General features: G+C 39.5%; 15 protein-coding genes. All 15 read right to left on the reverse strand.

Annotated features, from left to right (window positions below; genetic code table 11):
• Positions 1-118 precede the first annotated feature (118 nt).
• On the reverse strand, positions 119-412 hold the full coding sequence (gene minE, locus ISALK_RS10675) for a cell division topological specificity factor MinE (RefSeq protein WP_160722100.1): 294 nt from the start codon (positions 410-412) through the stop codon (positions 119-121).
• Between the two features lie 23 nt (positions 413-435).
• Positions 436-1,236, reverse strand: coding sequence for a septum site-determining protein MinD (gene minD / locus ISALK_RS10680; RefSeq protein ID WP_160722105.1), 801 nt, complete (start codon positions 1,234-1,236; stop codon positions 436-438).
• On the reverse strand, positions 1,236-1,871 hold the full coding sequence (locus ISALK_RS15375) for a septum site-determining protein MinC (protein WP_160722108.1): 636 nt from the start codon (positions 1,869-1,871) through the stop codon (positions 1,236-1,238). The genes minD and ISALK_RS15375 overlap by 1 nt, the downstream gene beginning before the upstream one ends.
• A 93-nt stretch (positions 1,872-1,964) precedes the next feature.
• Positions 1,965-4,823: a penicillin-binding transpeptidase domain-containing protein gene (locus ISALK_RS10690; RefSeq protein ID WP_160722111.1), complete on the reverse strand. Its 2,859-nt coding sequence runs from the start codon at positions 4,821-4,823 to the stop codon at positions 1,965-1,967.
• Between the two features lie 15 nt (positions 4,824-4,838).
• The gene (gene mreD / locus ISALK_RS10695; protein ID WP_160722115.1) at positions 4,839-5,336 is read right to left on the reverse strand and encodes a rod shape-determining protein MreD; all 498 of its coding nucleotides are present in this window, start codon (positions 5,334-5,336) and stop codon (positions 4,839-4,841) included.
• A 27-nt stretch (positions 5,337-5,363) separates the two neighbouring features.
• Positions 5,364-6,200, reverse strand: a complete 837-nt coding sequence (gene mreC, locus ISALK_RS10700) for a rod shape-determining protein MreC (protein WP_160722119.1) — start codon at positions 6,198-6,200, stop codon at positions 5,364-5,366.
• A complete protein-coding gene (locus ISALK_RS10705; protein WP_160722121.1) occupies positions 6,193-6,858 on the reverse strand; it encodes a Maf family protein in 666 nt (221 codons plus the stop codon). The genes mreC and ISALK_RS10705 overlap by 8 nt, the downstream gene beginning before the upstream one ends.
• A 14-nt stretch (positions 6,859-6,872) precedes the next feature.
• Entirely contained in the window at positions 6,873-7,400 is a 528-nt protein-coding gene (locus ISALK_RS10710; protein WP_160722125.1) for a Gx transporter family protein, read from the reverse strand.
• A gap of 205 nt (positions 7,401-7,605) precedes the next feature.
• Positions 7,606-8,598 (reverse strand): RnfABCDGE type electron transport complex subunit B, encoded by a 993-nt coding sequence (locus ISALK_RS10715; RefSeq protein WP_160722128.1) that lies wholly within the window; start codon positions 8,596-8,598, stop codon positions 7,606-7,608.
• Between the two features lie 12 nt (positions 8,599-8,610).
• A complete protein-coding gene (rsxA, locus tag ISALK_RS10720; RefSeq protein ID WP_160722131.1) occupies positions 8,611-9,201 on the reverse strand; it encodes an electron transport complex subunit RsxA in 591 nt (196 codons plus the stop codon).
• A gap of 16 nt (positions 9,202-9,217) precedes the next feature.
• Positions 9,218-9,814, reverse strand: coding sequence for an electron transport complex subunit RsxE (gene rsxE / locus ISALK_RS10725; RefSeq protein WP_160722134.1), 597 nt, complete (start codon positions 9,812-9,814; stop codon positions 9,218-9,220).
• A 17-nt stretch (positions 9,815-9,831) separates the two neighbouring features.
• Positions 9,832-10,365, reverse strand: coding sequence for an RnfABCDGE type electron transport complex subunit G (locus ISALK_RS10730; RefSeq protein WP_160722137.1), 534 nt, complete (start codon positions 10,363-10,365; stop codon positions 9,832-9,834).
• Positions 10,358-11,311: an RnfABCDGE type electron transport complex subunit D gene (locus tag ISALK_RS10735; protein ID WP_160722139.1), complete on the reverse strand. Its 954-nt coding sequence runs from the start codon at positions 11,309-11,311 to the stop codon at positions 10,358-10,360. Before ISALK_RS10735 ends, ISALK_RS10730 begins: the two co-directional genes overlap by 8 nt.
• A gap of 34 nt (positions 11,312-11,345) precedes the next feature.
• Positions 11,346-12,662, reverse strand: a complete 1,317-nt coding sequence (rsxC, locus tag ISALK_RS10740) for an electron transport complex subunit RsxC (RefSeq protein WP_160722141.1) — start codon at positions 12,660-12,662, stop codon at positions 11,346-11,348.
• A 127-nt stretch (positions 12,663-12,789) separates the two neighbouring features.
• Positions 12,790-13,365, reverse strand: a complete 576-nt coding sequence (locus tag ISALK_RS10745; RefSeq protein ID WP_160722143.1) for an ATP-binding protein — start codon at positions 13,363-13,365, stop codon at positions 12,790-12,792.

Here is a 13,365-nt window from a genome sequence, read left to right on the forward strand (position 1 = left end):
ATAATTAAACCAATAAATCAACGTCGATCCCTCTTCATTCCAGAGCAAACGCAAAAAAGACTTCTAACTGATTTTTTCAATTAAAAGTCTTTTTTGATAAATTATCAAAGAAAGATCTTTATTCTTCCTTTTTATGTTCTTTCATCTTTTTTATAGGAATGTTGGCAACTAAAGCAGGTTTGCCTCTAGAATTTGAATCATCATCGGTTTGGACAAGTTTTACATCAAAACAGCTTTCATCAATTTCAATATACTTCGAAATCACTTCCAAAATATCACTTTTTAAGTTGTTGATAAACTCCGGTGAAGAATTATTACGATCGTGAATTAGCACCAGTTGCAATCGTTCTTTTGCTACATTCTTACTTGTTTTATCCTCTTTATTAAACCATTTAAATATATTGAGATTCATTTTATGCCCCCCTCTCCTCTTTTTTAGTTTGAGTTAATCTTAAAAAAACTTTTTAATCGATCCACTAATCCATTTTCTATTTTAAACTCTTCAAAGGGTACTTCTTCACCGTTAATTCTTCGTGCGATATTTCTAAAAGAAGTTCCTGCAAAAGATTGCTCCTGGTTCACTACCGGTTCCCCTCTGTTCGTGGAAATAACAATATTTTCATCATCGGGTACTACACCGATTAAATCGATCGCTAAAATATCAATCATATCCTCCGTATTCATCATATCTCCACGTTTTACCATATCATAGCGCAGCCGATTAATAATCAATTTTGGATCGCTGATTTCTGAAGCTTCCAAAAGACCAATAATTCGATCCGCATCCCGCACCGCTGAAATCTCTGGGGTTGATACCACTATGGCTTCGTCTGCTCCCACAATTGCATTTTTAAAACCTTGTTCTATTCCTGCAGGACAGTCAATTACTACATAGTCAAAACGCTCCTTTAATTCATCGATCAAGCCTTTCATTTGCTTCAGGGCGATTGCATTTTTATCCTTCGTTTGGGCTGCCGGCAATAAATGAAGTCCCGGATGCTTTTTATCTTTGATCAGTGCTTGTCGAAGTTTACAAACTCCCTCCACAACATCCACAATATCATATACTATTCGATTTTCTAACCCGAGCACCACATCTAGATTACGAAGCCCAATATCTGCATCTACTACTACTACTTTTTTGTCCAGTTTCGCCAAAGCCGTACCTATATTGGCTGTCGCTGTGGTTTTACCAACGCCACCTTTGCCGGATGTGATAACAATAACTTTTCCCATTATTTTTCCCCCTTCTTCTTCCCTTTATTGTAATTGGATTCTACATATACTGATTGATTCTTTACTTTTGCAACTTCCGGATTCACCGAATCCGGAAGTTTTTCATCAGGCGATCTTGCGATTATGTCCCCGATTCTTAATTGCGTTGGGTTTAAAACATGTGCGGAAACAATGGCATCGAGATTCCCATTCGCGCCTGCGTGGGCGATTCCCCTTAAGCTTCCTAACACTATGATGTTTCCGTAGGCTTTTACTACGGCCCCGGGATTTACATCGCCAAAGACTACCAGGTTCCCTTCGTAAGATAACACCTGTCCTGAACGTAAGGTTCCACTGTGAAACTTTGTCATTCCTTCTTTTAACCCTTGGAAAATTTCAGGTTTGAAGTCTTCCGTAACTTCTTTAAAGTTTAAATCATACTTTTCCATAACAATGGTTTTAAGGGCTAGACGCTCTTCCTCATTTATATAGGGGCATTCAATATCCAGTAGATTCGCACCTTTAAAAAAACTTCCGGCCTTTTCAAAATGTGCGATTAATGCACTCTTTATGTTTTGGAAATCTTGGTTCTCTTTGACTTTGATGACCAATCCATCTTTCGTTCCTTTAAATTCAATTAAGCTTTGATTCGTCATATCGAAACCTCCACACTGAATTTCTTCTATCTAAATATACTATTCTCTATAAATTGTAAAACTCCTGCTTATTTTATTTAAAAAAACTATTTCCTATGGATTCACAGTGCTCCCCTCTTCCTCATCAACATCCTCAAGCTCTTCATTTTCCTCTTCTAAAGCCTTATTCATGCCTAAATGCTCTGCAACAATTTCTCTAAAAATTGGTGCGGAGTACCCACCAGTTCCTCCTTGGTGGATCACTACCGCCACAGCGATTTCCGGATCTTCGTAAGGAGCAAAACCAATAAACCAGGAATAATTATCGTAATCATCCTTATATTGATTTAATTTCTGATTATCCATACTGGGATTCAGTGCTTTAATCGCTTCTCTCATAGCATAACTTTCTTCTAGAAACCTGGGATCTTCCGGATTCTCTTCTCTTAATTCGTCTATTTTTCTATAGACCTCATCTTCGGATACCCTGAATCGATTTAAATGTTCTAGAAGGTATTCCACTTCATCTTTCGGGGGGATTTTACCAGTGAACTGCGCTGTACCGGTTTTCCCGGCTACATCAACCGGAAAATTTTGAAAGTATCTTCTTGGGGTTCCTTCCTCCGTGGTCTTAAGCATCCCTTCGTTTATTATATCAAGATGCCGCGGATCATCTAAAGCTAACTCGTTTGCAATCTTCGGCTCCTTGTTCTCGAATTCACCGGTTAAAGGATCTTCGATCCTATCGATTGCAGATACTTCATATCTTGTGCCTCCGTTTGCAAAAATCGCCATTAGATTAGCCATTTGGATCGGAGTGTATTGATGCTCCCCTTGTCCAATGGAAAGGTTTAACTCGTCCATCTTCGTCCAATAGGCTTGGTTAAAGTAACTATACTTAATAATATCCACCCAACCTGCATCGCCGTCAATTCGGTCAATGTATTCCCTTTCAATTCCGACTTCCAGTAGCCGATTATACAGTTCTCCCCTTGAAGGGTTTTCATCCGTCCAGGAAATAATCTCATCGATAATATCTTCTCGAGGGTCTTCCGTAAGATCTACCACTTCCGGATCTAAATGTTCCAGTCGTAAATCATTGCTTAGTTTCCACCGAAGAGATCTTTCGATACCCAAAGTTTTCATTTCTTCGCTGGGGATGTTGCCGGATTCTTCTGAGGGAACCTTGATTTCTATTCCAGAGGCATCATTTAGCCCTAATTCTTTTGAAAATTCCAACATTTGATCAACACTCATACTGAAAGGTAGCGCCCGATCTCTGGAGTAATCCCAATTTCGAAGAACAGAACCAAAATAAATATTGTTCGAATCCGCGATAGCCTCCACTAAGTTTTGACTACCTAAGTAGCCTCTGTTTTGATTCCATAACCAGTTTCCAAAAATTTGATTGCCATCTCGATCCACCTCGATATAACCGGTATCCCGCATACGATAATTGGGATCCAGACCATATTCTAAAGCTGCCAATCCCACAACCATCTTATATACCGACCCCGGCTGCACTGCCGAACTAATAGCTATATTTCGCAAAGGAGTCGGTGACAAACGATCATTAGGATTTTCCGGTTGTAGTTTCTCCCAGTCATCACTGCTGATTCCCGTAGTAAATAAATTAGGATCAAAATCCGGATAATTCGCTAAGGCCAATACTTTTCCTGTATTAACATCCAGGACCACAGCTGAACCACTCTTTGCTTTATCGTAAATCCGTCCCTGGGCATTTTGAAACGTATCTGTCCCCCAAGGGGTTTCATAAGTTCCACCCTGTTGGATAGTATTGATTACTTCCTCTAAAATGTTTTCCGTTTTTTTCTGTAAATTTTTATCAATACTGGTATATATATTTTTCCCGGGTACCGGATCTACGGTTTCTAAAGTCTCCTGCCTTCGTCCTCTCGAATCAACCAATACTTCCTCAGAACCTCTTTTCCCTTGCAAGTCCTCTTCGAAGGCGTGTTCTATTCCCATTTTCCCAATAACATCATTTTTCTCATAGCCCAGCTCGTCTACGTAATGCTCAATTTCCTTCTCTGTTGCTATCCGACCCACATGGCCTAAGATATGAGATGCCAGAGAATCATTTGGATAATGTCTTATCGGTTTTTTCACTACATTGACCCCGGGGAATCTATGAATGTTTTCTTCAATGGCAATCACGGAATCCAAACTGATATCTTCAATAATTGTAACCGGCTGATACTGAAAATAGGACCCTTGTCGCTGAATCTGATCCCGAAAGATCATAACATCCCGGGCTTCTTCTTTTGATAACTGACTGTCAATTTCAAAAACTTCTTCTCGTATATGTGCAAAGACTTCTTTTGCCGTCATGTCATAATCTTCAATTCTATAACTGCCCATCCAACGTTCTTTATTGAGCTCTTCACGAAACTTCCAGCTACTAATAGAAATAGGTACTGATATTTCTGAAGCTTCCTCAATGAAAAATTTTTGAGCTTCACTGTCTTCAAGGTCCTCCAGTTCATACCGATACTTTAATACTTCAAAAGCTTCCTTTGCATTAGCGACTTCTTCCAAATCATAGGTTTCCTTCCACTGATCAATCTTCTGATCATAGGTAAAGTGGGGCTCTCCATCCTCAGAAAAAACAATGGGAAACTCATCTTCTTGCACATCTCCATTTTTACGAAGAATGCTCATTAATTCAAATGCCAAGTCATTAATATCGGCATCTATGGTCTCATTTCTCATAATCTCAATGTTGTAACTGACATTATTTCTTGCTAGCGGGTCCCCATCCCTAGTATAGATTTCTCCACGGGGGGCCGGTGTGGAAACGGTTTTTAAAATACTGTTTGCCGCACGATTTCTGTAAACCTCTCCCTCCACGATCATCAAGCTCGCCAGTCGCAGAAAAATTACTGCAAAAACCCCTAATATGACGAAAACTAATAATACATATCTTCTTGTGGTTTTTTTATCCATAGTCATTCTTATCACCTGGCCCTAGTATTTTACTTCTTTTATTCTTCGATTGTAGAACTTACTAAACAAAGTGTATATCAACAGCATAAAAACGCTATTGTATGCAATTTCAATCAAGGTATTAAAACTGAAGTAATGAGCGAGTCTCACTGTATATCCCATCAAGTAAACAAAAAATAAGCTAAGAAAATTGTATAGAACAATTGACACCATCCCTAATACTAGTGGAGTTAAATAGCTTTCCTTTACCATTTCCTCTTGAATAATTGATATGCCGTAGGCAACCAGCAGAAAAATGAAAGTATTCAGACCGATAAATACCCCGGTTACGGTGTCCAGCAACAATCCCGTATAGAGAGCGTAGAGAAAGCTCTCCTTCGGTTCTAAATAAACACTTATGGCAACAATTAACAGCAAACTGGTGTTTAGACTGGCACTACTAATGCTTACAAAGTTCAAAACAGTGGTTTGCAAAATTATGTTAACGGTGAGAATCCCAATAATTATTATTTTATTCATAATGTCTCCTTCTATCATAGAATTACTTTAGCCGTCTTCCTCCATGTCCAATACTAGAACCCGATTGATTTTTTGAAAATCCACTGCCGGTTCAACTTTCACTGCATCTAGTAACTGTTCACTAGATTTCCCGATTTCCGTTACTTCTCCAATTAGTACACCTTCAGGAAAAATCCCTTGTCCGGAGGTTACCAATTGATCCCCTATTTCGATTTCCATTCGGGGGTCAAAAAGATACCCTTCTAAGCTGTCCGTGACACTGCCTTGGACAATCCCTTCTACGTTTGCATCCCGGAGGACCTTGAAGCTTACAGAACTGTTGCTGTCAGAAATAGACATCACCCGTGCCCAATTATCTCCCACTTCAATGACTCTCCCTACTAATCCTTTTTCGCTGAGTACCACACCATCTTGTACTATACCGTGATTTTCCCCGGCATTGATGGTGAACACATTAAACCAGTCCGCATGGGACTTAGAAATAATTCGGGCAGATACCGGTTCCCCGTGATCCGCAGCGGATACGAAGTTTAAAGATTCTTGCAGGCCTCGAAGTTCTTCCAGCTCACTTTCCGAGAGTCGCGCTTCGATAAGTTCCTGTTCTTTTTCAATCAAACTTTGTTCCAGTTCTTGATTTTGTTGATTGAGTTGAGCAAAGTTTGCAATATCATATACTCTGTCCTGTATTCCATGGATCGGGGTCATAACTGCCCGCTGAATAGGAGTAATGACATTTCCTATCCACCGTTCAATAACGCTGACCTTTTCCCTTTCTCCGGAAGTGATTCCCATAAAAATCACCGCGAGGATTAGGAGAATCGTAATAATAGTTGCTGTTTTTCTATTGATCAAAGATTTACTCATTGCTGTCACCGTCACTCCTGAATTTTTTTATCAAATTTTTATGTTTATCAAATAATCTTTCTGTTGATATCACTTCATTGTGGTACTTTTTGAAATAGTCTGTCACCGTCGATGCAGAAAGGCCCATAACATTAAAATAGTCTCCATCAATTTTATCTATTAATAAGTCCCCGTTATTTTGAATTCCATAAGCACCGGCTTTATCTCTATACTGGTTATGGTCTAAATACCCATTGATAGCTTTTTTATCTAAGTCCTTAAAATATACATCGGTCTTACTAGCGTTTTCAAATGTCTGTTGCTTCTTATCATCAATGATCACAGTTACAGTAATCACTCTATGTTTTTTATTGGATAATTTCGCCAGCATAATATAGGCTTCTCTACGACTTTTAGGTTTTTCTAAAACCTCATCATTAAGAAAAACCATAGTGTCCGAAGCCAGAACTATAGTTTTTTCCCCGGACCTGTCGGTCCTTGAAGCCACCGCTTGGGCTTTTTTTCGTGCGATACTGATAACCTTCTCTTCCAGGCTCTTATAACTTCCATCACAGGTTTCATCCACATCACTTTGCTGCACAATTAGTTGAAACCCCAAGTCCTGTAATATTTCTTTTCTTCGAGGAGACTTTGATGCTAATATAAGAAACTGACCCATTATTCGACACCTCGTTATAATTGTTTTGTCAGACTTTCTGTTACAGAATTCTTGATTTTTGATAAGGTTAGGTTAGAAGTCATACCGATAAAAATACCCGTAAAAATACTGGCAAACATCAAAATCGGTAAATAAATAAAAATCCTTATGTTATTGATAATTACAGCAGCCACCAAAAGTTGCGCAACATTATGGGCAAGTGCTCCAAATACACTTACACCAATCAGACTGAATTGACGTTTAAAATATCTGTACATAAACCACATTGCTACAGTACTTAGTAAAGCTCCTGCCATACTGTAAAACATCGATGTTACGGCACCTGTTGCCAATCCTCCCAAAAAGGATCTTAAAATGTTAACGGTTAGAGCGCTTTTCAGCCCTAATAAAACCAAAGTGATTAAACCAATAATATTTGCTAAGCCCAGCTTAGCGCCGGGGGCAAGGCCTACAAATGGATTGGGTATAAATCCTTCAATAATATGCAATGCTAGGCCTATGGATACCAGAATTGCTAAATAGATCATTTTTTTTAATTTCATTCTTTTCACTCGTTTCTATTCCATTCTATATTTCTTGTGCAAAACACTCATTTCATGCTATTTTATTCATTTGTGAATACATTAAGATTTTAACACTTTATGGCAATGCTTACAAGCTAAAATTAAAGGCAGACGCAAAGATAAAACCCTTACCATAATGAAAACTGCCGCATTATCGTAAGGGTTTTATTTTCAAAAACAACGCTTATTTTCTCTTTTTCATTTCAATTGCGTCTTTAGGACATTTTTCGGCACAAACACTGCATCCGATGCACTGATCTTCATGGACTAAATGCTTTTCTTTTACTTCCCCTTCAATTGCGTCCACCGGACAGGCTTTCGCACAGATATTACATTTGATGCATTTTTCCTGAATGATTTCAGCTTTTTTTCTGTTGTTAATATCTCCCTCAATTGCTTGAGTCGGACATTTTTCAACACAGACATGACAGTTTGTACACTTGTCATAATCAATAAAAGCAAGATTGTTTTCAAAGTTTATAGCGTCAAATGGACAGGACTTCACACAGATTTGACATCCTATACAGCCCACATCACATTTTTGTCGTACAACTTTACCTTTTTCTTCGTTTTTACAGGTGATCACAACTTCTTGGCTCTCAGGAACCATATCAATGACATTTTTCGGGCAAACTTTTACACATTTTTCACAACTGATGCAAAGATCCGGATCAACTTTAGCAATTCTATTGTCCGTAATTTGAATAGCATCTACCGGACATTCTCTAACACAAGTTGAAAGACCTAGACATCCATAATTACAGGATTTACTGCCTCCGTTAAATTTACTTGCGGCTTTACAGTCTTCGATTCCTTGGTAATCAAAATCTTCCTTAGCCTTTTTGTTGTCCGCATTACAGATAACTTTAGCCACTTGCCGCTCACCCACATTGGCTTCCACACCCATGACTTTAGCTACTTCTTCAGCAGTCGATTTCCCCCCCACAGGACAGCCGTCCACCGAAGAAACTTCTTCAACTACTGCTTTTGCAAAACTGGAACATCCCGGGTATCCGCAGGCTCCACAATTTAAACCCGGGAGCGCATCATTTACTTCTTGTACTAAGGGGTCTAGTTTAACAGCAAACTTCTGAGAGGCAAAAGCCAGTCCGCCTCCAAAAATTAAGCCTAGTCCTCCTAAGCTTACAACCGGATATATAATATCGCTAATATTCATGTAATCACCTCTCTATACTAGACCGGAGAAACCAAGAAATGCGAGGGACATTAATCCTGCAGTAAGTAGGGCAATTGGAAATCCTTTAAAAGGTTGTGGTACATTTGCAATTTCCAATTTTTCTCGAATGGCCGCAAACAGTACAATAGCCAAGGAGAAACCTACCGCAGCACCAATTGCATGCACAATGGTTTCAACGATGTTGTAGTTTTCTTGAATGTTTAAAATTGTAAGACCTAAGACCGCACAGTTGGTAGTAATTAATGGTAAAAACACGCCTAAAGATTGATACAGTGCGGGACTGGTTTTCTGGATCACCATCTCTACAAGTTGAACTAACGAGGCGATTACCAAAATAAACATAATCGTTTGCATGTATTGAAGACCCAAGGGGTCTAATATATAGTTTTGCACGATAAATGTAATAATCGAGGCTAAACTCATAACAAAGGTTACAGCCATTCCCATACCGAAGGCAGTTTCCACTTGTTTGGAAACCCCTAGGAAGGGACAGATACCTAGAAATCTTGATAATACAAAGTTGTTTACCAGTATAGCACTAACAAGTATCGCAAATAACGATGAAACTGATAAATCTAGCATATTCCTAACCTCCTATCTATTTGATTCGCTTTACTATCACTACATTAAAAAGTGCTGTCAACAAACCTAGAGCCAAGAATGCACCAGGAGGTTGAACCATGATTCCCATTGCGGGATACGCCTCTCCTAATAATTCAACACCAAAGATTGCTCCACTTCCAAATAATTCTCTAACCGCGCCTAAGACCACAAGGGCTAAAGTAAAACCTAGCCCCATACTGATCCCATCCACGATGGATGAAGGTGTTGAGTTTTTTGAGGCAAAAGATTCGGCTCTTCCTAAGATTAAACAGTTTACTACTATCAATGGAATGAAAATCCCCAGGGCATCATAAAGATCCGGGAGGTATGCATTCATGACCATTCCAATCATTGTTACAAAGGTTGCTATAACAACGATAAAACTGGGAATTCGAATTTTATCCGGTATAAAGTTTTTCATCAAAGCTATTACAGTATTGGAACCTAAAAGAACAGCCGTTGTTGCAAGACCCATGCCGAGTCCGTTTGTTGCAGTCCCTGTTACGGCTAAAACCGGACACATTCCCAGGAACTGAATAAATACCGGATTTTCTTTTACGATACCATTAGAAACAATATTACCCATATTCATGTTAACACCTCCATTTTCTAGTCTCTAAGCTCTTCTTCAAATACATTAGCTGCTGCATTTACTCCATTGACCACTGCATCAGAAGATACCGTTGCACCGGAAAGCACATCTACTTCCACTTCCGAGTCCGATGATTGGCCCTCAAACTGGTCTTTAAAGTCCTCTTCTGTTATTCGGTCTCCAAGTCCCGGAGTCTCTGTCTGACTTATGATTTCAATGCCGGTTATCTCTCCGTCCATATTAATCCCGGTTAGAACTTCTATCGGTCCGTCATATCCATTAGCTACTGTCTTTATGGTGTAGCCAATGACATTACCTCCTTCGCTTACTTCATAAACCTCTTCTACCAGGTCATAGGCAAGTATATCTCCATCTTCTATAATTCCTGCTTCTTCCAACCCTGGGAAAAAGGCTTCAATGGCTTCCATACTTTCTTCAATGGCTCTTTCTTCGATGATATCCGCCGTCATGGAGTTAACACCACCTAAAATCAAACCTGCTACAGAAGTAATCACCAACAAAATCAATCCTAATTTAATAATCTCACGCATTTTGCTTTTTCACCTCCCCAAATACTTTCGGAGCTGTATATCGGTCAATAAGTGGAACCATCGTATTCATTAGCAAAATTGAAAAACCTACACCCTCTGCATAGCCGCCGAATAAGCGGATCGTGGCAGTTAAAATACCACATCCCAGGGCAAAATAAATTCTTCCCCTTGGAGTTACAGGAGTTGAAGCATAATCTGTGGCCATATAAATAGCCCCGATCATCAGAGACCCGGAAAGCAGGTGAAAGGTCATATACTCAACATTAAAACCACTGTATAGCAAAGTAGCAATCGCTACGGTTAAAATATATATTCCAGGAATTCTTATCGAAATCACACGTCGATATAGCAGGTAGATCCCCCCAATAATTAACAACAAAGCAGAGGTTTCTCCCATACTTCCACCAATATCTCCAATCAGCAGATCTACAAAACTTGGCGCTCCTTGTTGTACTGTTGTAAAATCTTTAACGTAGGTAAGGGGTGTTGCTGTTGATACTGCATCCACTCCGGGTTCTACCCAGCCGGTCATACGGTCAGCGTAGGAAATAGTCAACATAATTCTTGCGGCTAAAGCCGGATTCATAAAGTTTTGTCCTACACCACCAAATAACTGTTTTACAATACCGATGGCAAATACCGATCCCACAACCGGCAACCATAAAGGTACAGTAGGGGGTAAGTTCAATGCCAACAACATGCCTGTAACCAGGGCACTTCCATCATGGATTGTTACCGGCATATTCCTAATTTTTTGGATCACGACCTCGGTTGCCAAACAGGAAATGATAGTAACTAATAAAATCATTGCTGCTGGCGCTTTAAAAAAATAAATTGAAGCAATAGTTGCCGGTATTAAGGCAATGGCAACATCAACCATGATTTTTTGAATCGAGGTATCTTCTCTAAGATGTGGTGATGAAGATACAATTAATCGATCACTCATTTATTTCCCTCCTTATACGATCTAACGTATTTCATTATTTTCTATTTTTTGCTTGTATTTCTCCTTTAGCAATTCGTATACTCTCTAGCAACGGCCGCTTTGATGGGCACACGTATGAACAGGCTCCACACTCTATACAGTCCATCGGATAATATTTTTCAGCCATATCCATATTATCGATTAATGCATAGGCACTGATATATAATGGCTGTAAATAAACAGGACAAACGTCCACACAAGCGGAGCATCGAATGCAGTTCTCTGGTTCCGGTATGGTTCCTTCTTCTCGGTTAAAAAAGACTACGCCGGAAGTTCCCTTCGTAATAGGAAGTTTGTCAGTGCTTACTGCCATACCCGTCATGGGTCCTCCCATAATAATTTTGCCGAGAGGTTCCTTTAATCCGCCACATTGTTGTACAAGTTCATTGACTGGTGTTCCGATTTTGACCCATAAATTCTTCGGATTCTCTAAAATCCTTCCACTAAAAGTAGTTACTCTTTCTATCAGCGGCATACCGGTTTCAATAGATTGACAAATCTGATATGCGGTTCCGATATTATTCACTACAACCCCTATTTCCATGGGTAAAGCTCCCGAAGGAACAATCCTGCCGGTACAGGCGTCGATTAATTGCTTTTCTGCACCTTGAGGGTACTTCGTTTTTACCACAACAACTTCAATGTTCTCTTCTTTTTCTACTGCTTTTTGCATCGTTTCAACGGCATCTAGTTTGTTATTTTCAATGCCGATATATCCTGTGCTTACGTCCAATACTTTCATAATCGCCTTAAGACCGACTACAACCTCTCTCGGATGTTCCAACATCAAACGATGATCCGCAGTTAAATAGGGTTCACATTCCGCTCCATTTAATATCACCGTATCTATGGTTTTCTCCGGCGGCGGCGATAGTTTTACATGGGTAGGAAATGTTGCCCCTCCCATCCCTACAATCCCGGCTTCCTTAATGACTTCTTTGATCTCATCACCACTAAGGTTTTCAATACTTCCCTTCTTTTGAACTGACTCATGCACTTGGTTTTTTCCATCGGACTCGATGTCAACGGATAATACTTCCCCGTTAACAGCCGGTTTCATCGCTATTTCCTTTACAGTTCCGGAAACACTGGCGTGAACTGGTGCGGATACAAAGCCTCCTGCTTGTCCAATTTTCTGGCCAACCTTTACGTAGTCTCCCGCTTCTACTAATGCATCGCAGGGAGCCCCGATGTGTTGTTGCAATGGGATCGTTACAACTTCTGGATCCTTTGCTTTTTCTAATGCTAAGTGAGCGGTATAATCCTTTCTTTCCGGTGGATGTGTACCTCCTTTAAATGAAAACACTTTCACTTTGTTTCACCCCTATCATTTTATTATATTTTTTAATCTTCTTGCGGTTAAGTTTGTTAATGTTACTACAATCTTAACCATAAATACTAAAGGATAATAATTCTACTTAAATATAGTATAATAAATTTTAAGATTTAACAAGTGTTTCTAGGTTTTCTTTTAAGTAACCTTTTATCCAGTCTAAAATTTCCAGGTCATTTATCGGTGTCCCCTCTAAGATTTTTTTCACTTCCCTAGTATCAAACACAAAAGACTCATCATTCACTTGATGTTCATAAACATAATCCACGGTACTGGTATTTTCTCCACCTTCCATTTGTTCTTCACTGGTAATTAGCAGTGTGGTTAAAGTGTCTTCCATACTGCCCAACGGCGCTCGATCAATATGACTGTGCTGGAATGTAGCATGAATTCCTGTACCTTTGCCTTCCTCTGATTCAACCCGTAACGATCCTTCACATTGCTCCGCCGTAGCTTTAAGAAGAGATATTCCCAGTCCTACCCGGCGGGTATCTCGGGTTGTTACAAAGGGATCTGTTACGGATTTCAACAGATCCGAACTCATTCCCTTGCCATTATCTTTTATATCAATTGTTAAACGATCCTTGATAAAATCTTCAACAATTTTGATCTTTATTAACGTTGCATTGGCTTTCAGTGAGTTTTGTACTATATCTAATATGTGTAAGGATAACTCCTTCAC

The organism is Isachenkonia alkalipeptolytica, assembly GCF_009910325.1.
GTDB lineage: Bacteria > Bacillota > Clostridia > Peptostreptococcales > T1SED10-28 > Isachenkonia > Isachenkonia alkalipeptolytica.

Excerpts from the sequence above, each read along its gene's own strand:
- minE (WP_160722100.1), bottom strand. The coding sequence starts at position 412 with ATGAATCTCAATATATTTAAATGGTTTAATAAAGAGGATAAAACAAGT.
- minD (WP_160722105.1), bottom strand. The coding sequence starts at position 1,236 with ATGGGAAAAGTTATTGTTATCACATCCGGCAAAGGTGGCGTTGGTAAA.
- ISALK_RS15375 (WP_160722108.1), bottom strand. The coding sequence starts at position 1,871 with ATGACGAATCAAAGCTTAATTGAATTTAAAGGAACGAAAGATGGATTG.
- ISALK_RS10690 (WP_160722111.1), bottom strand. The coding sequence starts at position 4,823 with ATGACTATGGATAAAAAAACCACAAGAAGATATGTATTATTAGTTTTC.
- mreD (WP_160722115.1), bottom strand. The coding sequence starts at position 5,336 with ATGAATAAAATAATAATTATTGGGATTCTCACCGTTAACATAATTTTG.
- mreC (WP_160722119.1), bottom strand. The coding sequence starts at position 6,200 with ATGAGTAAATCTTTGATCAATAGAAAAACAGCAACTATTATTACGATT.
- ISALK_RS10705 (WP_160722121.1), bottom strand. The coding sequence starts at position 6,858 with ATGGGTCAGTTTCTTATATTAGCATCAAAGTCTCCTCGAAGAAAAGAA.
- ISALK_RS10710 (WP_160722125.1), bottom strand. The coding sequence starts at position 7,400 with ATGAAATTAAAAAAAATGATCTATTTAGCAATTCTGGTATCCATAGGC.
- ISALK_RS10715 (WP_160722128.1), bottom strand. The coding sequence starts at position 8,598 with ATGAATATTAGCGATATTATATATCCGGTTGTAAGCTTAGGAGGACTA.
- rsxA (WP_160722131.1), bottom strand. The coding sequence starts at position 9,201 with ATGCTAGATTTATCAGTTTCATCGTTATTTGCGATACTTGTTAGTGCT.
- rsxE (WP_160722134.1), bottom strand. The coding sequence starts at position 9,814 with ATGAATATGGGTAATATTGTTTCTAATGGTATCGTAAAAGAAAATCCG.
- ISALK_RS10730 (WP_160722137.1), bottom strand. The coding sequence starts at position 10,365 with ATGCGTGAGATTATTAAATTAGGATTGATTTTGTTGGTGATTACTTCT.
- ISALK_RS10735 (WP_160722139.1), bottom strand. The coding sequence starts at position 11,311 with ATGAGTGATCGATTAATTGTATCTTCATCACCACATCTTAGAGAAGAT.